Source organism: Fibrobacter sp. UWB10, from assembly GCF_900182935.1.
GTDB classification, from domain to species: domain Bacteria; phylum Fibrobacterota; class Fibrobacteria; order Fibrobacterales; family Fibrobacteraceae; genus Fibrobacter; species Fibrobacter succinogenes_O.
On the sequence record NZ_FXUE01000004.1, the window covers coordinates 130793 to 157782 of the forward strand.

Annotated in this window: 16 protein-coding genes; 14 read left to right on the forward strand and 2 right to left on the reverse strand. The window is 51.1% G+C overall.

What is annotated here, in order from left to right:
- Window positions 1-78 precede the first annotated feature (78 nt).
- From QOL41_RS10870 to QOL41_RS10935, 14 genes are all read left to right on the forward strand, one after another.
- The gene (locus QOL41_RS10870) at window positions 79-2169 is read left to right on the forward strand and encodes a carbohydrate-binding protein (protein ID WP_283429771.1); all 2091 of its coding nucleotides are present in this window, start codon (window positions 79-81) and stop codon (window positions 2167-2169) included.
- 150 nt (window positions 2170-2319) lie between these two features.
- Window positions 2320-3924 carry a sialate O-acetylesterase gene (locus QOL41_RS10875; RefSeq protein ID WP_283429772.1) on the forward strand — a complete coding sequence of 535 codons (1605 nt, stop codon included), beginning with the start codon at window positions 2320-2322 and terminating at the stop codon, window positions 3922-3924.
- 168 nt (window positions 3925-4092) lie between these two features.
- Window positions 4093-5766: a sialate O-acetylesterase gene (locus QOL41_RS10880; RefSeq protein WP_283429773.1), complete on the forward strand. Its 1674-nt coding sequence runs from the start codon at window positions 4093-4095 to the stop codon at window positions 5764-5766.
- 272 nt (window positions 5767-6038) lie between these two features.
- Window positions 6039-8363, forward strand: coding sequence for a beta-xylosidase family glycoside hydrolase (locus QOL41_RS10885; protein ID WP_283429774.1), 2325 nt, complete (start codon window positions 6039-6041; stop codon window positions 8361-8363).
- Window positions 8364-8387: 24 nt separating this feature from the next.
- The gene (locus tag QOL41_RS10890; RefSeq protein WP_088628536.1) at window positions 8388-9887 is read left to right on the forward strand and encodes a carbohydrate binding domain-containing protein; all 1500 of its coding nucleotides are present in this window, start codon (window positions 8388-8390) and stop codon (window positions 9885-9887) included.
- Between the two features lie 166 nt (window positions 9888-10053).
- Window positions 10054-11877, forward strand: a complete 1824-nt coding sequence (locus QOL41_RS10895; RefSeq protein ID WP_283429775.1) for a carbohydrate-binding protein — start codon at window positions 10054-10056, stop codon at window positions 11875-11877.
- A 62-nt stretch (window positions 11878-11939) separates the two neighbouring features.
- Window positions 11940-12095: a hypothetical protein gene (locus QOL41_RS10900; RefSeq protein WP_283429776.1), complete on the forward strand. Its 156-nt coding sequence runs from the start codon at window positions 11940-11942 to the stop codon at window positions 12093-12095.
- 15 nt (window positions 12096-12110) lie between these two features.
- Complete coding sequence (locus QOL41_RS10905) at window positions 12111-14795, forward strand: beta-L-arabinofuranosidase domain-containing protein (RefSeq protein WP_283429777.1); 2685 nt, start codon at window positions 12111-12113, stop codon at window positions 14793-14795.
- Between the two features lie 176 nt (window positions 14796-14971).
- Window positions 14972-18550, forward strand: a complete 3579-nt coding sequence (locus tag QOL41_RS10910) for a fibro-slime domain-containing protein (protein ID WP_283429778.1) — start codon at window positions 14972-14974, stop codon at window positions 18548-18550.
- A gap of 111 nt (window positions 18551-18661) precedes the next feature.
- Window positions 18662-20323, forward strand: a complete 1662-nt coding sequence (locus QOL41_RS10915; RefSeq protein WP_283429779.1) for a carbohydrate-binding protein — start codon at window positions 18662-18664, stop codon at window positions 20321-20323.
- A 108-nt stretch (window positions 20324-20431) separates the two neighbouring features.
- Window positions 20432-23038 (forward strand): carbohydrate-binding protein, encoded by a 2607-nt coding sequence (locus QOL41_RS10920; protein WP_283429780.1) that lies wholly within the window; start codon window positions 20432-20434, stop codon window positions 23036-23038.
- A gap of 104 nt (window positions 23039-23142) precedes the next feature.
- Window positions 23143-24300, forward strand: a complete 1158-nt coding sequence (locus QOL41_RS10925) for a hypothetical protein (protein WP_283429781.1) — start codon at window positions 23143-23145, stop codon at window positions 24298-24300.
- A gap of 105 nt (window positions 24301-24405) precedes the next feature.
- Complete coding sequence (locus QOL41_RS10930; RefSeq protein WP_283429782.1) at window positions 24406-24948, forward strand: glutathione peroxidase; 543 nt, start codon at window positions 24406-24408, stop codon at window positions 24946-24948.
- 8 nt (window positions 24949-24956) lie between these two features.
- The gene (locus tag QOL41_RS10935) at window positions 24957-25382 is read left to right on the forward strand and encodes a MarR family winged helix-turn-helix transcriptional regulator (protein WP_283429783.1); all 426 of its coding nucleotides are present in this window, start codon (window positions 24957-24959) and stop codon (window positions 25380-25382) included.
- Here QOL41_RS10935 and QOL41_RS10940 read toward each other — a convergent pair.
- Both QOL41_RS10940 and QOL41_RS10945 read right to left on the reverse strand, forming a co-directional pair.
- Complete coding sequence (locus tag QOL41_RS10940; RefSeq protein WP_283429784.1) at window positions 25379-25510, reverse strand: hypothetical protein; 132 nt, start codon at window positions 25508-25510, stop codon at window positions 25379-25381. The two genes, QOL41_RS10935 and QOL41_RS10940, sit on opposite strands and share 4 nt — an antisense overlap.
- Before the next feature lie 27 nt (window positions 25511-25537).
- Window positions 25538-26956 carry a hypothetical protein gene (locus QOL41_RS10945; RefSeq protein WP_283429785.1) on the reverse strand — a complete coding sequence of 473 codons (1419 nt, stop codon included), beginning with the start codon at window positions 26954-26956 and terminating at the stop codon, window positions 25538-25540.
- Window positions 26957-26990 lie beyond the last annotated feature (34 nt).

A 26990-nucleotide genomic window follows, 5' to 3' on the forward strand; every position in this document is an offset into this window, starting at 1 on the left:
TTCCGGAAAAAAACGCTTGATTTTGAAATTACGAGAATGTATTTTAATATCGGGAGTTGTGTTAAAAAGGAGTATAAGATGACAATCCAAAAAATTGCAAAGAGTGTGGGTCTCGCCTTTGGAGTGGCGGGCCTATGGAGCGCGGCAACGGCGGCAACCGTCAATGTTGACGTGACTGAAGAGCATCAGGTTATCCGTGGTTTCGGTGGCATGGTGCATAACCAGTGGCAAGGCGGTGGCGGACTTTCCGAAGCCGATGCTAAGCTTGCATTCGGTACGGGCGATGGCCAGATTGGCCTGAATACGCTGCGTATTCCGGTGTATGCAAATTCCAGTGACTTCAACAAGGAAGTTCAGGCCGCAAAGTATGCCAAAAAGTACGCCGGCGACGATTTTATCTTGTATGCAACGCCGTGGACTTCTCCGTATGCGGGTGCAAACCAGCACATGTCTTCTTCGAACTACCAGAAGTACGTGGACCACCTGAACAACTTCAACGATTACATGAAGAACCAGGGCGTTCCCCTGTACGCCATCTCCATCAGTAACGAACCGGACTGGTGCGGTGAATGGGCTTGCTGGAGCGCTGACGAAATCTACAACTTCACCAAGGGCTATGCCGATAAGATGCGCAAGAACGGCGCCAAGGTGATTTCGACGGAATCTTTCCGCTACGACAAGAACCTTTACAACAAGGTGCTGAACGATGCTAACGCCCTCAAGAACTGGGATATTCTCGGTGCGCACTTCTACGCCTCTGAAGCTTCTACCGGCGATAATTTCTTCCAGTATAGCCTTGCTGACCAGAAGAATGTGGAACGCTGGATGACGGAACACTACACCGAAAGCCAGGGCAGTGGTAACTACTGGCGTACCGTGATGCGTACCGGTGACCAGGCGAACCAAAACAAGTTGGATACCGTGCGCGCTATGGACGTGGCTTACGAAATGTTCCGCGGACTTGCCATCGGTAACTTCAATCAGTACACTTGGTGGTACATCCGTCGTTGCTATGGCCTGATTATGGAAAAGGACTTTGGCAACAAGCTCAGCATTCCGCAGAACGAAATCGGTAAGGTTTCTAAGCGCGGTTACATTATGAGCCAGTACGCTCGATTCATCCGTCCGGGTGCAATCCGCGTGGGTGCTACTCAAAAGCCCGAAGCCAACTTGTTCGCTAGCGCTTACAAGAGCTCCGAAGGCGACTCTGTGATTGTGGTGCTTGTGAACCGCGATTACAAGAATACCAAGAGTGTGACGGTGAACGTGAAGGGTGCCGATGTGGAATCCTTCCACGTGTATACCACGAGTGAAGCTAAGAATGCGAAGTATGAAGGCGAAGTCGAAGCCAAGAACGGTTCTGTGACCATTACCATGGATCCGGGTAACACGAGCAATAAGGACTGCATTGTGACGCTCGTGGGTGTTGGTACTCCGGCGGAACCTGTGCCGCGCGAACCGTTTGGCGGCAAGGCTGTGGAACTCCCGGGCAAGATTGAAGCCGAAAACTTTGACGTTCCGGGTACCGGCAAGGAAAACAAGACCTATTACGACTCCGATTCCGAAAACCATGCTTGCACCGACGAAGACAAGACGGCCGAATGCTCCAAGGTTCGTGAAGATACGGGCGTCGATATTTACAAGAAGTCCTCTGGCGCTGTCGTAGTGGGCCATAACCAGGCTGGCGAATGGCTCGAATATACTGTGAACGTGAAGGAAGCCGGCGAATACACGATGACCGCTTCTGTTGCGACTGCCAATTCGGATCCGGGCTTTACGCTTTCGATCGATGGCAAGTCCCTGGCCGAGGTTCCGGTTTCCGGTTCCAGCTGGGATGAATTTAAGGATGTCACGGCCAAGGTGACGCTCCCTGCCGGCGAACACATTCTCCGCCTGGAAGTGACGACTTCTTGGTTTGACATTGACTACCTCAAGTTCGAAAAGCCCTGCGATGACTGCAATACGACTATTGCTGGCGCTAGCTTGAGCTTGCCGACCGAAGCTGAAAACTACCGCATTTTCGATATCAACGGAAGCTACCTCGGTATGGTTAAGGCATCGAGCATGCCGGAACTCCGTACCAATGCGGCTAACCTTGTGAAGCGCGGTGGCGCCTACCTGGCTAAGTCTATGAATGGTCGTACCAAGCTCATTCAGGTGACTAAATAAGCTTCGAATTTAGGCGAAATTTTGCAAAAAATCCCGGATTGTTTCCGGGATTTTTCGTTTGTTGACGGTTTGTCCATAGAAAAACGAGCCTTTTTTTGATGATTTGGGCGATTTGAGGGTAATTTTAGAGTGTTGCAAAAGGAGTGTGAAATGGATATCAAGAAGATTTCCGAGTTTTTGACCCCGGCCCTTTGGCTTGCGGGTGGGCTGATGATGCTTGCGACCGTTGCAAATGCAGCACCGGACCCGAACTTCCACATTTACATTGCGTATGGCCAGTCCAACATGGAAGGCAATGCGACGAACTTTGACAAGAATGTCGACGGTAAGGAACATCCTCGCGTAAAGATGTTCGCAACGACGTCTTGCAGTAACCTTGGTCGCCCGACAGTGGGCGAGATGTACCCGGCAGTGCCTCCGATGTTCAAGTGCAACCAGGGCCTTTCTCCGGCAGACTGGTTTGGCCGCCATATGGCAGACTCCCTGCCCGATGTGACAATCGGTATTATTCCGGTGGCGCAGGGCGGCACGAGTATCCGCCTGTTCGACCCCGATGACTACAAGAATTATCTTAATTCTGCCGAAAGCTGGCTGAAGAACGGTGCCAAGGCTTACGGTGACGATGGTAACGCCATGGGCCGTATTATCGAAGTGGCCAAGAAGGCTCAAGAAAAAGGCGTCATCAAGGGCATTATCTTCCACCAGGGCGAAACCGATGGCGGCATGAGCAATTGGGAACAGATTGTCAAGAAGACTTACGAATACATGCTCACGCAGCTGGGCCTTAAAGCAGAAGAAACCCCGTTTGTCGCCGGCGAAATGGTGGACGGCGGTTCTTGCGCGGGCTTTAACAGCCGCGTGCACAATCTTTCCAAGTACATCGTCAACTTTGGCGTGGCAAGCTCCAAGGGCTACGGAAGCAAGGGCGACGGCCTCCACTTTACCGTAGAAGGCTACCGCGGCATGGGTCAGCGTTACGCCCAGGAAATGCTCAAGCTTGTGAATGTGACTCCGGTGGATCCTGAACCGCAGACTCCGTTCAAGGGAGAAGCTCTTGCGATTCCGGGCAAGATTGAGGTCGAAGATTTCGATATTCCGGGTAAGGGCCGGAACGAAGACGGTACCACCAACGATTCTTACAGCGACGATAGCGAAAACCACGGCGATTCCGACTACCGCAAGGATACCGGCGTAGACCTTTACAAGAAGGCTACCGGAATTGCCGCTGGCTACAACACTACCGGCGACTGGCTCGAATGGACTGTCAATGTTGCCGAAGCAGGCGATTACACCGCTGCAGCTTCTGTTGCTACCGACGGTACGGGTTCCTTTACGCTCTCTATCGATGGCAAGTCCATTGGCGAATTTACGGTCACGGGTTCTAGCTACGATGATTTCACCGAAGTCAAGCAGAAGGTGACTCTCCCGGCCGGTAAGCATATCCTGCGCATGGATGTGACGCAGCAATACTTTGATATCGACTACATCAGCTTCTCGACGGAGCAGAATCCTTGCGATGGTTGCGAAGCACCTTGTGCCGATTGCAACACAAAGATTGCCGACGTGCGTCTGAACATGCCGACCGAAGCCGAAAACTTCCGCCTTTTCGACATGAACGGTACCTATCTTGGCGTGGTCCGCGCAACGGGCAAGGCGGAACTCCGCAAGAATGCCGCAAGCCTGGTCAAGCGAGGAGGATCCTACATGGCGAAGTCCATGAACGGCCGCACGATGATGATTCAGGTGGCAAAATAGGCCTATTTTGCCCTAGTTGTCAGCTAAAGTTTACAAAAGGATTGGGAAAACCCCGGAATGTTTCCGGGGTTTTGCTTTTGTTGACTATTTATCCATAAGTTTTGGCCTTTTTTACGTAAAAAAGGCAATTTTTGAGGGTAATTTTAGGGTATTGCAAAGGAGTGTGGTATGGACCTTAAAAAAGTCTCTGAATTTTTAACCCCGGCCCTGTGGCTTGTCGGCGGGCTCATGATGCTTGCGTCGCTTGCCAGTGCGGCGCCGAACCCCAATTTCCATATTTATATCGCTTACGGCCAGTCGAACATGGCCGGTAACGGCGAAATCGTGCCTTCCGTGGACCAGGCCACGAATCCCAAGAATTTCTTGATGCTTGCTTCGCACAACGCCAATGCGAGCCAGCGTAGCGGCAAGACGACTCAGTCTATCAAGACGGGCGAATGGTACCCGGCAATCCCGCCGATGTTCCACCCCTTCGAAAATCTTTCCCCGGCGGACTACTTCGGCCGCGCCATGGTCGATTCCCTGCCGGGCGTTACCGTGGGTATTATCCCGGTGGCTATCGGTGCGGTGAGCATCAAGGCTTTCGACAAGGACCAGTACAAGGCTTATTTCAGTTCTGCGGCAAGTTATATCCAGAACTGGGCGAAAGACTACGATTCCAACCCTTACCAGAGAATTGTGGACCTGGGCAAGAAGGCTAAGGAAGTGGGCGTCATCAAGGGCTTTATTTTCCACCAGGGCGAAACCGATGGATCTGGCACCGAATGGCAGAACAATGTATACAAGACCTACAAGGACATTGTAAACGCTCTTGAACTGGACGAAAACGAAGTCCCGTTTGTTGCCGGCGAAATGATGAACGACCCCACGGGTAACTCCGGCCAGGGCAGCTGCTGCAGCTCCAAGAACGGCGGTATTGCGCAGCTGAAGAGCAAGTTCAAGAAGTTCGGTCTGGCTTCTTCTCAGGGGCTGAAGGGTAACGGCAAGGACCCCTACCACTTTGGCCGTGAAGGCGTGATTGAACTCGGCAAGCGTTACTGTTCCGAAATGCTCAAGCTTATTGACAAGACGATTGACCCGGATGCTCCGGCAGTGAACCTGGTTGACCCGAGTCAGTCAACCGTTCCGGACGAACCGCCTGAGGAATATGGTCCGTATGGCGAAGCGCCGGCAAAGATTCCGGGTACCATTGAAGTCGAAGAATACAACAAGGGTGGTGCCGACAAGGGCTACTACGATTTGAGCAAGGGCAACGAAGGCGGCAAGTTCCGCAAGAACGATGTGGACATTTACCAGCCGAACATGGGCCTGGTCGTTGGCCACTGCCAGACGGGTGAATGGCTCAAGTACACCGTGAAGGTGGAAGCCGACGGCGAATACGAAATTTCTGCGCTTGTGGCTAGCGACAATACGACGGGCGGCTTCGAGCTGTATATGGACGATACCCGCATCGGAGAAAAGATCGTGAGCGAAGGCAAGGGCTTTACCAGCTTTACGACGGTGAGCGGCGGCAAGGCTAGCCTGAAGGCGGGCGAGCACGAGCTGAAACTTGAAATCGTAGGCGACTGGATTGATATCGACAATATTGAATTCAAGGCAGTCCAGAGTGACGAGCCTCCGAGCGGGATTGATGCGATTCGCCTGAACATGACCGAAGCTGAAAGCAACTTCAACTTGTTCGATATGCAGGGCAAGCATGTGGCAAGCTTCAATGCCTCAGGCATGGATGCGGCAGTCCGCATGGTCAAGGAAGGTGTCAAGGGTATCCGCCAGGGAGTGTATTTGGTTCGCTCTGCCGGCAAGATGGGCATTAAGCAAAAGGTGGTGACCTATGAAAAGTAATGAAATTTCAATTATCAAGCAGATTGCGTTCTTCTCGGTAGTCGCGGTCGTGCTCGGATTCCTTTACGGTTAGGACTTAAACTCTCTCTCTTTTGAATTACCCCTGATTGCAAAATCAGGGGTTTTTGTTTTGGAGCCTATTTTGACGCCTATCTTTGACAATTTGTCAAAGGATTATGTGGGAAAAGGGGGTATTTTCCCCCGTTTTTAGGGTAATTTTACTATAAAGAAATTTGCATGGGCGGTGGTGCGCCCGCAAAAGGAGTCTTAACATGGGATGGTTTAAAAGTTTGGGCATTGCCCTCGCTAGTTCTTGTGCAGTTTACGCTGTAACAGTTAACAATCCGATTATGTATGTCGATAGCCCGGACCCCTCGATTGTCCGCGTTGACGACGCCTATTACATGGTCACGACGACCATGCATTTTGCCCCGGGCGTGCCCGTTTTCAAGAGCACCGATTTGGCCCAGTGGCGCACGGTGGGGTATGCTTACCAGACGCTCACCAACAATGACCAGCAAAACCTGAATGGCGGCAAGGACGCCTATGGTAAGGGTTCTTGGGCGTCGAGCATTCGTTACCACAAGGGATTTTTCTACGTGCTGACTCCGTCTTACACGACGGGTAAAACTCATTTGTACAAAACCGCCGACGTGGAAAGCGGCCAGTGGTCCGAAGTGCAGCTTCCGTTCTACCACGACCCTTCTCTGTTCTTCGATGATGACGGCACCGTGTGGGTGTTTTACGGCAGCGGCGACCAGATCAGCTATGTGCAGTTGAATGACGATGCGAGCGGCGTCAAGCAGGGCGGCAAGAGCGGCAAGCTTGGCGGTGTGAGCGTGAACCAGGCAACCGGTAAGAGCGGCTATATTGTGCAGCAGGAAGGCTCGCACATGGAAAAGGTGAACGGCGAATACTACCTGTTCACGATTTCCTGGCCGAATGGCTCCTGCCGTACCGAAGTGGTTTACCGTTCCAAGAGCCTGCTTTCGGGCTATACCGGTAGGGTGTTCTTGGCCGATAACGGCGTTGCGCAGGGTGGCATCTTTGATACGCCCGAAGGCAAGTGGTATGCACTTTTGTTCCGCGATTCCGGCCCGGTTGGCCGTATGTCGCACTTGGTGCCGATGGAATGGAAAGACGGCTGGCCCGTGCCCACGAGCGGTTCCAAGGCCCCTTCTACAATTGACTTGCCGGAATCTCCGCTGCCGGGCTACGGCATGGTGACTTCTGATGACTTTGAATCTGGCGAACTTGCTCTTGAATGGCAGTTCAACCATAACCCCGATAACAAGAACTGGAGCTTGTCTGCAAATCCGGGCTTCTACCGCATTACTACGAGCCGCACTGATAGCCGCGTGGTGAATGCGAAGAACACCTTGACCCAGCGCTCTTTTGGCCCCAAGTGCTCTGGCCGTACGCTTGTCGATGGCACCGGCATGAAGGATGGCGATATGGCTGGCCTCGTTGCCCTGCAGGACGACAAGGGCTTTGTGGCGCTCGCTAAAGATGGCGGTAGCTACAAGGTGGTGATGTACACCGGAAACAAGAATGGTGAAAGCCTGAAGGATAGCAAGGCGATTTCTGGTTCCAAGGTTTACCTGCGAATTGATTTTGACTTGCCGATTGACCGCGGCACCGCCTACTTCTACTACAGTACCGATGGCAATACTTGGTCAAAAATCGGTAGCGACGTGAAGCTCAATTACGACCTCCACATGTTCGTGGGCGTCCGTTGGGGCCTCTTCAACTTTGCGACCAAGCAGGCCGGTGGTTACGCAGACTTTGATTGGTTCAAGGTCGGTACCGACGTGAACGATGAAATTTATCTCGATGGCGCTGGCTCTGAACCTGTTCCGCAGACTCCGTTCTGCGCTGCTGGTGAAAATTGCCCTGCCGTTGCGCTCCCGGGCAAGATCGAAGCAGAAAACTTCGACGTTCCGGGCAAGGGTAAAGATGGCACCTCTTACTATGACGCCGATTCCGAAAACCACGGCGATAGCGATTACCGCAAGGGCACGGGCGTTGACCTTTACAAGAAGGCGACCGGCGTCATTGTGGGCTACAACAGCGAAGGCGACTGGCTCGAATACACCGTGAACGTAAAGGAAGCAGGTGATTACACCATGTTCGCGGCTGTTGCTGCGGCTGGCTCTACCTCGAGCTTCAAGCTCTCCCTGGACGGCAAGGACATTACCGAAGAAATCGCGGTGCCGGCAGCAAGCTCCGGCGAAGAGAATTACGACGATTACAACAAGGTGAAGGCCAATGTAACGCTCCCTGCTGGCGAACATGTGCTCCGCTTTACGGTTACTGGCGCCTGGCTCGATATTGACTACTTCACATTCGTGAAGGGCGCAAACGCTACGGACCCGGAACCGATTGATCCGACGGGTATCGCAAATGCAGTGCGCTACGATGTGCAGGCCGAACAGGTTTACCGCGTGTATGGCCTGAACGGAAACTTTGTGGGCTCCGTGTTTGCGACAAGTGCAAGCGAGGCTCAGTCTAAGGTGCGCGCCATGGTTTCGGAAAAGGGCGTGTACCTGATTAGAGCGAAGAATGGGATGGTTCATCGCTTTACGGTAACGAAGTAAGGACCCATAAAAAAGGAGCGAAGGATGTTTGGTATGAAAAATTTGGGCAAGGTGGTGCTTGCCTTCGCAAGTGTTGCGCTGCTTACGGGTCATGCTGTTGCTGACAACATCACAGTTGACGGAAAATCCCGCAGCATGCTCGTGTATGCTCCGTCGGGAATCGAAAAGAATCGCCCGCTCATCATTCAGATGCACGGCATGAACCAAGATGCCCCCTACCAGAAGAATGCGGCGAAGTGGGAATCCATTGCCGATACCGCGCGCTTTGTGGTGGTGTTCCCCAACGGCGAAAATAAGGCCTGGGACATCGGTGGCAATAAAGACATCAATTTTATCAAGGCCATCATCAACGAGATGTACAACAAGTACGGCATTGATAAAAACCGTGTGTACGTTTCGGGATTTTCGATGGGTGGCATGATGAGTTACCATGTGGCAAACAAGATGGGCGACCAGATTGCGGCTATTGCGCCTGTTTCGGGTGGCGGTGGCGTGAATTCGCCCAAGCGCGCCATGCCGATTATGCATACGCACGGTACCACCGACGACGTGGTGAATTATAACAGCACCGTGAATACCCTGAAGGGCTGGGTCAATGCGCAAAAATGCTCCAGCAATTCGCAGAAGATCAAGCCGTATCCGTCGACCAAGCCGGGCTCTGCCGCATCGCTTGAAATCTGGAGCGGCTGCACCGATGGTGTCGAAGTGCGCTTGCTGACTATTGATGGCAAGGGCCACTGGTATTCCATGGACGAAGCCGTGAGCGTGAACACAAGCGTGGAAATCTGGAATTTTGTGAAGAACTACTCGCTGGACGGTTCCAGCATTACTCCGCCGACCCCTGCGATTGTCGTTCCCACGAACCGCGAAGAAGTCTTTAACGGAGGCTTTGATTCGAGCGCCGTGGCTTGGGACTTGCAGACGCATGGTGACGCTCAGGCCACCGGCGATGCGAAAGACGGCAAGTACAAGCTCGATATTTCGGCAATCGGCACACAGAATTACCAGGTGCAGCTGATCCAGCACGACTTGCGCCTTGTAAAGGACCAGTGGTACGAAATCAGTTTTGATGCCAGTGCAAGTGCAGCCCGCACGCTCGAAGTGAACGTAGAACAGCATACCGATCCGTGGGCTAGCTACCTCAAGGAAAAGCAGAACTTCGAAATCGGTACAGATGTAAAGAACTTCAAGTTCAATTTCCAGATGACTGCCGCTACCGATACCAACAGCCGCTTGAGCTTTAATGCGGGCGCTGCGACGGGCTCGCTCACCTTGGATAATGTGGTGCTTAAAAAGATCGATGCCCCGACGGATCCGGAATTGACTGGCATTGCACCGAAAATGGGCTCGGTTGTCGCTGCTACCGCCGAATATGCGGTATATAGCCTCTCCGGCAAACGCCTCGGAACGGTAAAAATTCGCCATGCGACGGAAACGGAGACTTTGTTGAAGGCCAAATTCGGGAAGGGCGTCTACATGCTCCGTAGCGAGAACGGCAAAAAGACCTTGTTCCATGTTAAATAAAAACGGTCGCTTTTATCGGTAAAAATTGCTGAAATTCGCTTAAATTCAGAAATAATATGACAAACGGCATTGACAAATAGTCAACGCCGTTTTGCTTTTCTGGGTGAGTTTTCCCTTTTTTTAAGAATATTTTTTTAGGTGTAAATATCATCATGGAGTGATGAAGATGTTTGGCTTAAAAAAATACTCGTTCGGCGGGGCTATCGCCCTTGCTTTTTGTGGTTTGGCCTCTCAGGCTTTTGCGCATCCTGACAGCTTGGTGCTTACGCCCCCGCTGGGGTGGAACAGCTGGAACGTGTTCCACGAAAACATCAACGAAAAGCAGATTCAGGAAATCGCCGATGCCATGGTGTCTTCTGGCTTGAAGGACGCGGGCTATATTTACCTGAACCTCGACGACAACTGGATGGATACCAAGCGCGATGCGCAAGGCAACCTCCAGAATAATCCGAAAACCTTCCCGAGCGGCATGAAGGCCATTGCCGATTACGTGCATGCGAAGGGCCTTAAGTTCGGCCTTTACGGCGACCGCGGCAAACGTACTTGCCACCATTACAACAGCAAATGGGATAGCCAGAGCGGTTCCAACGGTCACGAAGAACAGGATGCCAAGAAACTCGCCGAATGGGGTGTTGACTACTGGAAGTACGACAACTGCGATTCTGACCCGAATACCCAGGAAAAAGATTACACCGCTATGTCTAAGGCTCTCCGCAATTCCGGACGCGACATCGTGTTCAGCATTTGCATGTGGGAATACAAGGAGTGGATGCCAAAAATTGCGAACCTCTGGCGTACCACTTTCGACATTGGCCCTGAATGGATTTCGACTTCTTGGTATCGCGGCGTCTACGAAATTATTGATGCCAACAACAAGTACTGGCAGATTGCAAAACCCGGCCACTGGAATGACCCGGACATGCTCGAAGTGGGCAACAGGGGGCTCTCTTACGAAGAACAGCGCTCCCAGATGACGATGTGGTCCATTATGGCGGCTCCCATCATGATCAGTTCCGATGTTCGCAGCATGAGCAACGAAACCAAGGAACTCTACCTGAACAAGGACATGATTGCCATCAACCAGGATTCTTTGGGCGTTCAGGGACACCGCATCTCTGACAAGCAAGGCAAGCAGGTCTGGACCAAACCCTTGAAGAATGGCGACCTTGCCGTGGCACTCCTCAATAACAACAATTCTACCCAGACTGTGGAATGCAACTTTGCAGACATTGGCGTAGAAGGCGAAGTGGAAGTTCGCGATGCCTGGAAAAAGAAGGATTTGGGCCCGCTTTCGCACGTTTCTATCGAACTTCCGGCTCACGGCTCGGCACTCCTCCGCTTGGTTTTAAAGCCGGTTCCGCGCGCTCCGTTCAAGGGCGAAGCTCTCGCTATTCCGGGCAAGATCGAAGTCGAAGATTTCGACATTAACGGCGTGGGCCAGGGCAATACCACCTATAACGAAAGCGATACCGAAAACCATGGCGATTCTGACTATCGCCCGGGTACCGGTGTCGACCTTTACAAGAAGGCGTCTGGCATCATTGTCGGTTACAACCAGGCGGGCGAATGGCTTGAATACACCGTGAAGGTGGCAAAGACCGGAACTTACACGATGAACGCCTCCGTGGCTTCTGCCAACAGCACGTCAAGCTTCAAGCTCTCCATGGACGGCAAGGACATTACCGAAGAAATCGCAGTGCCTGCAGCAACCGCCGGTGAAGACAACTATGACGAATACAATACGGTCGAAGCCAAGGTGAGCCTCACCGAAGGCGAACACGTTCTCCGCTTTACGGTTACCGGCGACTGGATGGACATTGACTATATCGAGTTCTGCGAGGGCGAAACCTGCAATACCACGGGCCTGCACAAGGCAATCCCCGCGGCTGTGCGCAACACCAATTCTCCGCGTCTCTTGAAGAAGGGCAATGCCGTGTTCATCGAAAAGAACGGCAAGCGCTTTGACCTGACGGGTCACCGCATCAAGTAATTTGCTACTCCAAAATACTCCTAAGAAAAAGAGGCTCCGCTAGCGATAGCGGGGCTTTTTTTATGCGTCTCACTCGCGTTGTTGTCGCGTTTTGTTGGCATCGTTTTTGCGACTTGATTACATCTTTGACTATTGAAATTTCTGCAAAGGTATTTGGCTTTGAAGGGGTGAAAATCGTTGGTGCAAGATATAATTTTATAAAGGATAAATTGGTTTAAAAAGGATGGTATAAGATGTTTGGAATCAATACAAAAAAAATCGCTTGCGTTACCCTTGCTGTGGTAGGAGGTCTCGTCACTCAAGGGTATTCGCAAGACGTTCTTTATCCTGATATGTTCGCGTTGAACGAAGTTCAACTGCTTGACGGTCCGTTAAAAGAACGCCAAGACTTGAACGTAGAAACCCTGCTGAGTTACGACGTGGACCGCCTTCTGGCGCCGTTCTACGAAGAAGCGGGCATGCGGCCGAAAGCATCCAAGTTCCCGAACTGGGCTGGTTTGGACGGGCATGTGCTCGGGCATTACCTGAGTGCACTTGCGATGCATTACGCCGACAATGACGACATTCAGGTTAAAGAACGGTTGGAATATGTCTTGAAAGAACTCAAAACCATTCAGGACCAGAATTCCAAGGACAATAACTTCAAGGGCTACATTAGCGGCGTGCCCAACGGCAAAAAGATGTGGCTCAGCATGAAGAGCGGAAATGCCGGCGCCCAGAATGGTTATTGGGTGCCGTGGTACAACATTCACAAGCTTTACGCGGGCCTGCGCGATGCCTACATTTATGCAGGCTATGAACAGGCTAAGACCATGTTCTTGGCTCTTTGTGATTGGGGCCTTACAATTACGGGCGGCCTCAACGATTCCAAGATGGAATCGATGCTCGGCACGGAACATGGCGGCATGGCCGAAGTCTATGCCGACGCCTACGCGCTCACCAAACAAGACAAGTACTTGAAAGAGGCCAAACGCTGGTCGCACAAATGGCTTTTGAACGCCATGTCTGCAAACAACGATAACCTTACGAACGTGCATGCGAATACGCAGGTGCCGAAAGTCGTGGGCTTTGCGCGCGTTGCCGAACTCACTAACGATGCGACCTATGTAAAGGGCTCTGAATATTTCTGGGACCGCGTGGTCAACAAGCGCAGCATCGCTATCGGCGGCAACAGCATTTCGGAACATTTCCCTTCTTTCGATAATCACAAAAAGTATGTGGAAGAGCGCGAAGGACCGGAATCTTGCAACACCTACAACATGCTCAAGCTCACGGAACGCCTGTTCAATATGGACCATAGTGCCAAGCAGGCGGATTTCTATGAACGCGCACTCTTTAACCATATTTTATCCACAATACATCCAAAACATGGCGGGTACGTGTACTTCACTCCTGCACGTCCCCGCCATTACCGCGTGTATTCCAAGGTGAATGCAGCCATGTGGTGCTGCGTGGGTTCGGGCATGGAAAACCCGGCCAAGTACAACCAGTTTATTTACACCAAAGACGGCGACAAACTTTACGTAAACCTCTTTGCTGCATCCATTTTGAATTGGAAGGCGAAGAACGTGCAAATCAAGCAAGAGACCGCATTCCCGAAGGGTGAAAGTTCCAAGTTCACCGTTACCGGCTCCGGCTCTTTCGACATGCAGATTCGTCACCCGTACTGGGTCAAGGAAGGCGAATTCAAGGTGATCGTGAACGGCGATACCGTGGTCAAAAAATCGGACCCGTCGAGCTACGTGTCGGCCGGAAAATCTTGGAAGAGCGGCGATGTGATCGAAGTGCTTTACCCGATGTACACGCATGTCGAAGAATTGCCCAATGTGTCTGATTACGTGGCGCTTTTGCATGGCCCGATCGTGCTTTCTGCAAAAACGGGAACCGCAAACCTGAACGGCCTCGTAGCCGATGACGGTCGCTGGAGCCATATTGCCTCGGGTGCGCTGGAATCCCTCGATCAGGCTCCTATGCTCGCAAGCAAGAAAGAAGATATCCCCTCGAAGCTTGAACCTGTAAAGGGCGAACCGCTGCACTTTAAGGCCCCGTACCTGTTCGCAAACAAGAAAGACGGCGGCTTGCTTCTGGAACCCTTCTACGAAGTGCATGACGCCCGTTACATGATGTATTGGATGGTGCTTACGGACCCCTCGATTCTGGAACGCCTGAAAAAGGAACAGGAAGAAGCCCTGGCGCTCGACGAAAAGACGGTTGACAAGGTGGCTCCTGGTGAGCAACAGCCTGAAGTGGATCACCAGATGAAGACCGAAAATACGACCTCTGGTACGGCAAACGGTGAATTCTACCGCGACGCAGGTAAGTGCAATGCGGGCGACGGTGGCATGATCAGCTACGTGCTCGAAACCAATAGCGAAGATTCCTTGAGCCTGATGGTTCGCTACTGGGGCAACGAATCCTGCTCGCGCACCTTTGATATCATGATCGATGGCGAAAAGCTTGCGACCGAAAGCATCGAAGGCAAGTGGAACAAGAAGGAATTCGTGAACGAAGTCTATGCGATTCCCGATGCCATGGTCAAGGGCAAAAAAGAAGTCCGCGTGACGTTCAAGGCGGGTGCCGGCAACATGGTGGGTGGCCTTTATGGCGTGCGCCTGCTGCGCAACAAACCCAAGCCGGAACCGACGACGAATATTGCGGCCAAGGTGAAATCTTCGCTCAACTTGAAGGCCCGCGTTTACGGTGGAGAATTGCAGATTGATGCCGGAACCGCGCTTTCGCAGGGCTATACCGCCAGAATTTTCAGCATGAACGGTCGCTTAGTAAAATCGCAGGCGCTTGCGGCGGGGCAATCCAGCTTCAGCATCGGCCTTGGCGACATGCAAAACGGCATGTACATTTTGAAGATCCAGCGCGAAGGCTTTAGCTACGGCACGACGATTTTCAGAAAAAACCGATAAAATTGAGAACATTTCGCGGAATTTGAGAACATGAATTCTGCGGAATGCTTGGTTTTGCGCTTAATTCTGTTAAATTTTAGTTAATTTAGGATATTTTGCTAATATAGAACTATATTTACCATATAAAATTTGAGAACATTTTAAAAGTTCTCCGGGATGGATATATGGTAAATTGGGTGAATAAGTTCAAAATGGCGGCCTTGGCCGCCGCTTTGGGCACAGGCGTTGCCTCGGCAGAAAAGACGGTGGTGTTTTTTACGCCGTGGTCGAATACCAATGCAGTCTTGTTCATGAACGGCGATTCCGTGGCGACAATGACTGCGCTTGACAATTATTGTGGCTGGTTCAAGGCGACCGTCGACGCTCCCGAAAAGAATTTCAACGTCTACTTCAAACAGACCGTTGGCCTGAATTACGTGGGTGCCGAAGGCATGGTGACCGAAGAACCCATGACCGCGGGCGAAATTTCGCTCGATTCCGTGGCCGCGCTTTCGGACACCATTTGGGTGCAGGGCTACAAGACCGACGTTCCGGCGCAGTTTTCGAGCTACCCTGGCGTACTCGGCGATTGCCCGCTCAAAAAAATTCCCGTGACCGTTTATGACTGGTTGCACGGTACCAAAGGCGACGGCAACGGCAGCGGCAAAAATGGCGACCCCGCAAACGGTGTCAGTGCCGACTTTGGTTCGGGCGGATGTTCCGGCAAAGACAAGGCTGTGACAGGCATGGTCGAATACAACCTCGGCGAAAACGGAGTCCCCGTGCGCGCAGATCCGTTCCCCGAAAAATGCAAGATTACGGAACATCTCGACAGTTGGTTTTTGTCCGAAGTCATCGCCAAAGACGACGAAGGCAACGAATACACCAACATGACTTGCCGCGACCTTTATGTGTCTATGGACGACGAAGGATTTTGGCTTGCCGAAGTTTCCAAAGACCAGATTTCTAAAGGCAACGAGGCCAATTCGGACGGCATGTTCCTGCTGGACGATTTTGAATTTCTCGACGAAGCGAAAACAGTTCCGAACCCTTATTACGACCAACTGAAGGGAACAAAAATCGGAAAGCATAACTTCGGTTATGCCGCAAAAATCCAGGCGACGTTTGAATACGTTCCGGGGCAGTATTTTGATTTTTACGGCGACGACGATGTGTGGGTATTTATCGATCACCGCCTGGCGGTAGACATTGGTGGGCAGCATGGCCAGGTGGCGGGCGCTGTGGATCTCGATACCATCGGGCAGAATACGGGCGACAAACTTGTTCCCGGCAAAATCTATGACTTCCATATTTTCTATGTGGAACGTCATACGGGCTCTTCGAATTTCCGCATGCGTACCTCGATTGATTTGCAGGTCGATGCGTCAATCTTCTTGTCGTCGGACAATCGCGACGGCGGCACCACATACGAAGTCTGGCAGATAAACAAGAAGAACAAGCTTTCTTGCAACTTTGATGCAAATTCAACCGAGCTCGATACGACCGGTGGCGTGTCTACCTTCAAGCTTACGGGTGGAAACCTCGCAGGGCCAGAAATTCTGGGCATTGGCACCCATTACGAAGGTATCAAGATTACGAGCGATTCGACGTTCTCCATTGACTCTGCAGCGATTGTTTCTAGCTTTGCGCTTGCCCCCGGCCATTACTTTTTAGAGATCACGCTCAAAGCGGATCCGAGTCAAATGGTGAAGGTCGAAATTACGGTGCCCTCTTATTCTGTGCCGAGTGTTGCGTTTGCAAAAGAAGACTGGACGATTCTCGGTAAAGAGGTTTCGGGCGACACCGCCCAAATTGGCCCCTGGGCGTATGCGACTTACCAGGTGAACATTACCTTCTTTGAAGAATGGGCGAAGGTCAACAATTACAACCGCAAGATTAACCTTTCTTTCTCGAACCCGGATATCGATATTTTAGATACGGTGGGCGGCAAGAAAATCAATGCCGTGACTCTCGACGAAAACGGTCGCGCCACGTTCTACGTACATGCGAATTCCCCTGTGTCGGGCGTGAACCTTACGGCCAAGGGCGCTGCAGCGGGTGTTTCGGTGTGGAGTAACTTGAAATTTGCCGAACCGCCTGCACCCCGTGTAGAACGCGCTATTGTGGTAGATAGAAACGGTGACGGCCGTGCAGATAGTTTGTATGTGCATTTCGAACGTTCTATCAAGGGCAGTAGTCAACTTGATTCAATCCAGTTTACTTTTGGCGAATCGTTCCAACCGACATCGAAATTCAAGGTGATAAACGAAACCGATATCGTGATTACGGCTGAAGACATGACCGGCGAAGGTTGCAGCAAGAGCGTTTGCGGCTTTGGCAGCAGGCAATTTACGGGCGATGCGTCCGGTGTTTACACAGGGACTTTGAACAATTGGTTCACCTACAAAAACGAAGGCGAAGTAAGCAACTTCTACATCGAAAATGAACCGGTAAGCGATGGCGTTGGCCCTATTGTTCTTGCGGCTTCGAAAACCGAAAGCAAAGACGGAAGCAGAATCTTGAACATTACCTTTAGCGAAGCGATTACAGATGAATCCAGGTCCGCCTTTGCCGAGATGTTTGAATTCACCTGCATACGTTCGGGCTCGAATCAGGTGCCCGAAAAGCCTGTATTGCAGAGCGGTTTGGGCGCGCAAATGATGCTGGTTTATGCCGTAAGCGAAATGGATGCGGTGCTCCCGAATGCCGGAGACATGATCCGCTTTGCGCCTCGCGGCTCTGCTCGTGATTTGGTCGGCAATGCGCCACATGCCGAAAACCCGTGGGTCGTAATTACCGGAAACCAGGATCTCGGCGTAGAAAATCCAGGCGTTGTCGCTCTTGGCGAAGACCCGTACGACATCATCAAGAACAATTCCGTAACGCAGCCGAAGCTCATTACGGGCACAACGCAGACTGCCCAGCAGATAGCGGATTCCTTGGGCGTGCAAGGGTCGCTTCTTGATTTCGATATCGCAAAAATCATGGTGGAACAGACGAAAAATGCGGTCGATGCTCTTGAAATCTTTGTCAAGTCGCGCATCGGGAGCGAAACCGATTACGACACGACTATTACGAGCATTAGCGAACAAGAAGCGCTTGCGCAATTGTTCAACGATATCCGCGTGAATCTGTTAGACACGTCGTACGGATTTAGCGAACAGACCATCAATGGAATCTTGGACGGCTCAATTACTGAAGAAAACTACAAGAACTTTGTGGGCGAACAGGAACTTGGCGTGATTGCGACCATGACCGAAGCCAATATCGATGCAAGCCGCGACACGACCATTACCATAGGCGGCGTTACAACGGTAACTCAGGGCGACATGTTCGAATTGATTCGCAGCGGAAAATTGGATGCCGAACTCGCCGAGGCGGGGGTGAGCGAAAAACTGGTCGAGGCGATCAAGCGGGGCGATGTGACCGAATACAACCTCGAAGAATACCGCAGCGGCGAAAAGACGGTTGTGGCCGACAATGCAGTGGAACTTTACTACCGCACGCATTATTTTAGCCAATTTGGCCAGTATGTGGGCGGAACGTCGGGTTCCATCAAGTGTTCCGACAAAGAAGTGTACGGCGACGAAGGCTGCCTCAAAAACAAGGGTAAAGTGTTCCTGGCCTGGAACATGCGCTCCAAAAACGGGCGTTTGGTGGGTACAGGCGTCTATATTGCGCGTCTCGAAGTCAAAATTGTGGTAGACGGCAAGAATACGGTGCACCGCACGCACGATTACCTATGGGGCGTACGCCGCGGAAAATCGGGTTTTTAACTTTCCATTGACATTATGTCAAAAGAATCTCCTTTTAGGGGGTTCTTTTTTTTCGTTTAAAAGGTAATTTATAATCAGGTTGTTTGAAAGGTGGAAAAGGAAGGTGTTCTTATGAAGTTTGGTTTTAAGGTCAGGCATGTTGCCTGTGGTATTTTGGCTGCAATGGCCATTTCGTCGGTGAGTTCCTTCGCGGTAACGAGCCAGTTCCGCGGCGTGAACTGGGCCGATAAACGTGACAATTTCGTGTCAGACGTGCTGGTGCTTTCGGGCATGAGCCTGTCGGACAATTACCAGTCGGCATCTGTGGTGGCAGACCGCGTTATCGGGCAGTTCCAGGAGCTGTTCGGCACCAACAGCGTGCGCATTCCGGTGAACGAACCCACGGTTCTCAAGTTCTGGGATACCTACACGGGTGTTATCGATATGGGCCTTTCCAAGGGCCGCATCGTGATGGGCTACTGGGGCCCCGCACAGCCTTCGGGCCCGAAAAATATGAATGATTGGTGGAGCATGTGGGCAAAAATCGTCGAAAAATACGGCGACCACCCGAATGCCTATTTTGAAATCTTCAATGAACCGCACATGTACAGCAAAACGGAACTGCGCGATCTTTATGCCCAATGGCTGAGCAAGTTCCCGAATGTGCCGCGCGACCACATTCTGCTCGACGGCTCGGGCCTTGCGTGGAATGTGCCCGACATTGCCGACGACCCGCGCTTCGAAGGTTGCCTTTTCGCGGTGCACGAATACACGTTCTGGAACATGAGCATTACCACCGAACAGGGCTGGAAAAACAGCTTCAAGGGCAAAGTGGGCAAGTACGTTGACCGCACGGTGTGTACGGAATGGGGCGGTGCCATGAGCCCTGGTGACAAGGCGGGCGTGCATTACGACTACATGGACTATAATTCTACTCCGACGAATTACTTTATGGCCTACATTCGCGGCATGTCCGATCAATTGCGCGAATGGGAAATGGGCAGTTTTTACTGGCCGGGGTTGCGTGATGGTGACTGGTATAGTATGACCAAGCGCAGCGGCGAAGGGGCGAACATCAAGCTCCAAATCGTGAACCAGTCGGGCGTAGACCGCATGAAAATGGCCTGGGCCGACACTGTCGAAACGAACCCGCCAGAACGCAAGGCATACGGTGACAAGGTTGCCGAAATTCCGGGAAAAATCGAGGCCGAAAATTACGACGAGGGCGGTAACCGCTTCAGTTTCTACGACAAAGATGCTACCAACAAGGGCGAAACTTATCGCGAAGACGCTGTGGATGTCGTTACCCTGGATGGTGCGACTTGCAATGGTGACGCTTGCAAGGGTTACGCGATTGGTTACACCGAGGCGGGCGAGTGGCTTGAATATAGCGTGAAGGTCGCTGCCGATGGCAAGTACGGCGTTCGCGCGAATGTAGCGACCGCTTCCGAAACTTCAAAAATCCAGTTGCTTGTCGACGGCAAGGTGCTTCTCGATACCATTACATTCGAAAAGGTCGACACAACCTGGAATGTATACAAACAAGTTAATCTCGGAGCCGCAAGCCTTACTGTCGGCGAACACATTCTAAGGCTTGTCATTGCAGGTAGCTATGTGAATGTAGACTGGCTAGAGTTCTGCGAAAAAGAAACTTGCGAAGACAAGACAGGAATCCGTGCCATCGCTCCGGCGGCGGTTTCTAAGGCGGCTCCGCGCCTGCGCAAACAAGGCGGCAAGCTCTTTGTCGAAAAGAACGGCGTGCGCTTTGACTTGACCGGACACCGTATCAAATAAGTGTTTCGGCATTGACAACTTGTCAACGAGAACTCCCGAAAAGGGAGTTCTTTTTTTGACATCAAAAGGTATTTTTTTTACTGGTGTGGATTTTTCGTGAGGTTTCTTATGAATACAAAGATTCTTTCTTTGGCGTTTGGCTGCACGCTCGCTTTTGCCGGTGCTGCCGCTGCTGCCACCCAGGCAACGTTCTATGTTTCTCCTTCTGGAAGCGATGCTGCCGCGGGTACAAAAGATGCTCCGTTCAAGACGATCACGCAGGCACAAAAAGCCGTGCGTGCCATTAATGGCTCCATGACAGGCGACATCGAAGTCATTCTCCGCGAAGGCACCTACGCGCTCCCCGCAACAATCAACTTTGACGAACGTGACGGCGGTAAAGACGGCCACTACGTGCGTTATAAAGCGGCCGATGGCGAAAAGCCCTTGATTACCGGCGGTATGGGCATTACCGGCTGGACCATTCACGACGAGGCGAACAACATCTGGAAAGCCGAAGGCGTCGATGGCCGTTTCCGCCAGCTTTACGTGAACAACCGCAAGGCGGTTCGCGCTTGTTTCCCCAACGTGATTGCCGCAAACGAAAAGGGCAACGGCGGTTTCGACCACGATTTCGTGCGCCTCACGAAGGTGGACTCTTCGGGCCGCGCCTTCGATGTCTCCGCCGACTACGTCAAGAATATCAAGAACATCGAAGATGTCGAAATCCACTTGATGATTGCCTGGTCCGAAAACATCTTGCGCCTGGAAAAGGCCCAGGTAAACGGCGGCACCGCAAAGCTCATCCCCAAGGATCCTGAACGCACCAAGCTGTTCCACCGCGCTTTCCCCATGCTCGGCACCGCCTTCATGAGCAATCCGCCCAAGCAGCAGGTTTTCTACTTGGAAAATTCTTACGACTTGATTGACGCTCCGGGTGAATGGTACCTGGACGAAAAGAATCAAACGCTTTATTACAAGCCCCGTGAAGGCGAAAGCATGGCGACTGCCCACGTGGTTGCACCCCGCCTCAATACTTTGTTCAGCGTTTTGGGTAAAGACACCAAGAACAAAGTGGGCTACATGAGCTTCGAAGGCCTCATCTTTGCTCATTCCAACTATACCCGCCCGAGCGAAGAAGGTTTTTTGGATTTGCAGGCAGCAAACTTCAATGTAGATGTTCTTCCGGATCCGGGTCGCGGAAACTGGGAAAAGTTGAACAGTAACAAGTATTTGCTGTGGCGCCCCGATGCGGCTTTCCGCGTCGAAAATGCGCATCATTTTTTGGTGCAGGGTAACGTATTCTCGCAGATTGCAGCCACGGGCCTCGACTTTGTCTCGGGCACTAACGATGACATGATCCAGGGCAATGCCTTCTTTGAAATCGGTGCCGCGGGCATTATGCTGGGCAAGTTCTATCAGGATTCTACGACCGAAATCCATATCGCTTACAACCCGAGCGACAAGGACGAAATCAGCACCCGCGATACGGTCAAGAACAACCTGGTCACCAACGTGACGAACGAACATCAGGGTGCCGTAGGTATTGGCGCCGGTTACCCCCGCTATGTGGTAATCGAACATAACGAAGTTTCTTACACTTATTACTCCGGTATTTCCATTGGCTTTGGCTGGACAAAGAATCAGACTGCCATGACCAATAACCATGTGAACTGGAACGAAATTCACCACATTGCCCGCCTGCTTTGCGACTCCGGCCCGATTTACACTTTGAGTAACCAGGGCACCGGTAGCGAAATCCAGCACAACTATATCCACGATAACGGAACTTCCAAGTGGGCCGACTACTGGAATGTGCCCATCTACCTGGACGAAGGCTCCAGCGGCTTTACCGTGAAGGAAAACGTGTTCAAGAATTCCCCTGCAGGCGTGGGCCAGAATCAGGCGGGTCAGAATAATCTCCAGCAGTCCAACAACTATTACAGCGATGACGTCGTGAACAACGCCGGTATCGAAAAGTCCTTCCGTTACATCCGCGACATCAAGGAAATTCCGCTCGCCGACTTTAACGGTGCTGTGGAACAGACCCCGTACAAGGCTCAGTTCACCCTTCCGGGAATCGTGCAGCTCGAAGACTACGATGAAGGTGGCCAGAGCGTATCGTTCTACGACAAGGACTTTGTGAACGAAGGCGGCGTGTACCGCGAAGACGGTGTCGACATTGTGCAGGTGGATTCTGCTGACGCCAGCAAGGGCTATGCCATTGGTTACACCCAGGCAGGCGAATGGCTTGAATACTCTGTGAACGTGGTGACCGCAAGCAAGTTCGTGTTCCGCGCCAGTGTGGCAGACGGCCTTGAAGGCGGTGGCATTCGCCTCTTCATTGACGGCAAGGCTGTAACTGATACCATTGCGGTACCGCAGACCGAAGATTGGAACACCTATACGCTCATGGACGGCGAAACTAGCGAAATCGAAAAGGGCGACCATGTGCTTCGCGTGCAGTTTACCGGTAGCTATGTGAATCTGGACTGGATCCAGTTCGCGCTCACCAAGGAAGAACTTAACACCACCGGCATTCGCGACTACAGCGTGAACTTCATGCCGAATGCGGATCGCTCTCTGAAGGTGTTTAACGCAAGCGGTCGCCTGATGGGTGTCGTCAATAACCGCGCAGGCCTCTCGATCACCGAAACCTTGAAACAGGCTGGCCTTGCAAAGGGAATCTACCTGGTGCTTGGCGCCGGCAAGACGCTCCGCGTGCAGCTCAAGTAGAGTTTACTCCTTGCCTAATTGCCACCTGGGATTCCTTCCGGGTGGCTTTTTCATCTATGATTGGTTATATTTATGATGTTCGACCATTCAGGAGGTAACATAGAATGTTGCGAGTCGGAAATTTTTTTGTATATGGTGCGGTTTGCGCATTGTCTTCGATGTTGTTCGTTGCCTGCGGTGGTGACTCGGCCTCGTCTAGCTCGGGCGAAGATACTCGGTCTGTGATAGACAGCTTGATGGAAGCCTATTCGATTACAGTCGAAAATGACAAATTGGTAATGTCTATTAATGATACGGTTGACAAGAAAAAACAAGTTATCTCTTTCGAGGAAACTATTTGGCCGTCTTGGAAGTGTCTTGTTAAAAATGAAAAGTTTCAGTGGGGCATAGTAGATGAATCTTTTAAGATGGATTCCTATAAATACCTATTTGTAGGAGATACCTTGGTTCTGTTTTCTGAGCGATTCAATGGATCTTTTGAAAGTGATGGCAGCATGTATGTCGGGGGATCTGCCGGAAATATTGAAGGAACGTGGACTCCTACGTCTTGTTCGTACAGGGAATCTAAAAAAGAGACGGTGTGTCGCGATGGAAATAGTCGGATAGGCACAGATATAAGAATTGCGAAGAACACCGTCTCGTTTATTGCTCCTGGCAGCGTGTCTGATGTGTTGGATTCTTCAGACGTATTGGAACTCAAGCGTGTTGATTTTGGGTACAAGATTAATGGTGTTCGTACCTATCTGTATAAATCGCTTTATACCGGGAAAGTTGTCGAATTCCGAGCCACAAGCTTAATGGTGTATCCCTATATAGGTGATGATGAAACTGTGTATCCTGAGTATACTGATGAACAGCTAGAATCCCTTGGTATAGAAAGCCTTTCGATTACGGATACCGGAGAAACGTTCAAAATTGGCGGAAAAACATATTCTGTAGAAATTACTAGAGCGGAGTATTTGGATGGCGGGGACTATGAATCTAGCCTATTTGCTGAACTGCAGGTGACATCGGATAGTACGACTTGTACCTATTATGACGAACGTACCAAAGAAATTCCCAAGTTCCTGTGCTCAGAAGAAAATGCCAAGTACATTAAGGATTTTACGGACAGTGTAGATGCGTCCGGTAATGCTTTTACCCTCGCGCATAACTATGAAAAGAATAACAAGACGAAATTCTTTGCTTGCCTGAAAAAGATTCTTCCGGAACCGACTGGTACGGCTAAAAAATTCGATAAATTGACCGAATTTGACATGTAGAATCGACCATAAGCTTATTTTTTGCTTTTAGCTATTGCTTTTTCTAATTTAATTTTATAAAATTGAATTGTATGCAATTAAATCTATAAAACGCGGAGGCAAAATATGACCATCTACGATTACACGCTCACCGACGGCAAAGGAAACGAAGTCCCGCTCGCAAATTTCAAGGGCAAGGTAATGCTCATCGTGAACACGGCGACCGGCTGCGGCTTCACGCCGCATTACAAGCCCATCGAACAGATGTACTCCGATTTCCACGACAAGGGTTTCGAAGTCATCGATGTTCCCTGCAACCAGTTCAAAGGCCAGACTCCCGGTACCGATGAAGAAATCCACGAATTCTGCACGCTCCATTACGGCACCGAATTCCCGCAGATGAAAAAGTCCGACGTGAACGGCCCCGATGAACTCCCGCTCTACACCTACCTGAAATCGCAGAAAGGTTTTGAAGGTTTCGGGTTCGGCGTGAAGGCCGCCGCCATGGCGCTTTTGCTCAAGAGCATCGACAAGGACTACAAGAAAAATCCCGATATCAAATGGAACTTCACCAAGTTCGTCGTGGACCGCGAAGGCAATGTAGTTGCACGCTTCGAACCCACCGCCGACATGGACGCCGTGCGCGCCTGTGTAGAGAAACTGCTCTAGGAACCCCCATGAACTGTCCCCAGCTAAAACTCGAAAACCAGCTGTGCTTTCCGCTGTACGCCGCGTCCAAAGAAATCACGCGCCGCTACGCCCCGTACCTGGAACCGCTTGACCTCACGTACACGCAGTACATTGTGATGCTTGTGCTGTGGGAAGAAAAGAAGTGCAACGTCTCTGAACTCGGCAAAAAGCTATTCCTCGATTCGGGCACGCTCACCCCGCTTCTGAAAAAGCTCGAAGCCAAGGGCTACATCCAGCGTACCCGCGAACAAAGCGACGAACGCTGCCTTTCCGTAAGCCTCACCCCCGAAGGCGAATCGCTCAAGCGCAAAGCTGCAAGCGTCCCCAAGTCCATGGCCAGCTGCGTCAACCTCTCCGACACCGAAGCCAAGACCCTGTACACCCTGCTGTACAAGGTCTTGGAAGGGCTTTAATTCAACTCGCCATGAGTTGTTAAAGGATCCGACGACGAAGCTTGCAGCAGCTGGGCCTGGTGCTTGAGTTCAACCACTCTCACTGTAGGGGTTGAGTATTCTTTTTTCTGTTCGATTTCTTTTTTCATATTTATCAACTCGTATTATTAAATGTTTTACTTGTTTAAATAAACGCCCTTGGCCATGCGGCCTGCGTCGCGGACAGAACGGCCCTTCAGGTCGTAAGTATGCGTCGTGCGGTTCAGGCGGATTTCTCCGGTACGGCTGTTGAACTGGCCAATGACAGTTGTATGTTCTTCGCCTTCTTTTTTACCATCAACGACAACAATGTTCATCACCTCCGGAAGATCGTCATCGATGGAGGCAATCGGGCGCAAACTGCTGCCATTATTCACATTAACACTTTGGACCGGACTCTTGTAGATATAGCCACGGAACGGCTTGATGAAGGCGCCTTCGCCCACCTTGACAAACTGGCCAACAGAGATGTCAGACGTGGCGGTACCCGCAAAGCCATAGGCTGCAGCCTTGTTCGTACCCAACACTTCCGGACTGTTGGCATCCCAGGTTTTGCCTTGGACAACGCCACGGAATACATAATTACCATACTGATTGTAATCATCAGACTGCATTACATCAAAATCACCATCCTCTGTCGGAGTCGCCTTAAGAACAAGGTCAGTCGTTTTTTTGATTACAATGTTCGTTGCATTGGATTTGAGCTTGATTAAATACGGCTTGTACGCTTCCATCGTATATGATACACTTAACCAATTACTGTACCAAACAAAATCCACAGCCACATACTTATTATTACTTTTATCAACGCCTATGCCGAGGAACATGTAGACCTGATCTAAATTCTCGATTTCTTCAGCCTTGATTTCGAACGGGAACATAATAGTGGAATAATTATTTCCCCCCACGACAACAGGGAACGTACGTTTAAAAATAATCGTGTCAACAACCATATCCTTCGCAAAGTTCACAGCTTCATTGCCGCTATAATCGCCGTCAATAATACCAATAGTCTTGCTACCAGGAGTTACAATTTCGGCAGCTTTTGCTGGGCGCATGAAAGGATTTTCTTCAATACTTCCTTCTACATCATCGACGGTAACAGTACCGACAAATCCATCAGATCCTCCAATGCTATAAGGAGCATTCTTTCCCTTTATTGCTATAACTTTAGCAACATCTTTTGTAATTGTAACTTTTCCACAGGACCCTTCGTCTGCACGGCCAATGCCGGCAGCTCCGTCACCTCCCATTGCTATAATTTTACCGCCACTGATAGTTATATCGCCACACTTCGATTCTGCACTATAACCGCCACCGCCAATGCCAGCTGCATATTGACCACCAGCGGCGGTAATTTCACCAGCTTCGATAACGATATTGCCAATAGCATCATCCTTACAAGAGCCAATGCCGGCCGAAGTGTAACCTCCCACTGCTTTAATTTTACCACCTTTGATAACGAGATGGCCACAATTTGTATAACGGTTACAGCCGATACCAGTTCCATAACCATTGCTACTTGCTTCAAGGGAACCATCACCCTCAATTGTCATCGTATATTTTTGGCCATCTTTATCTTCTGGCACC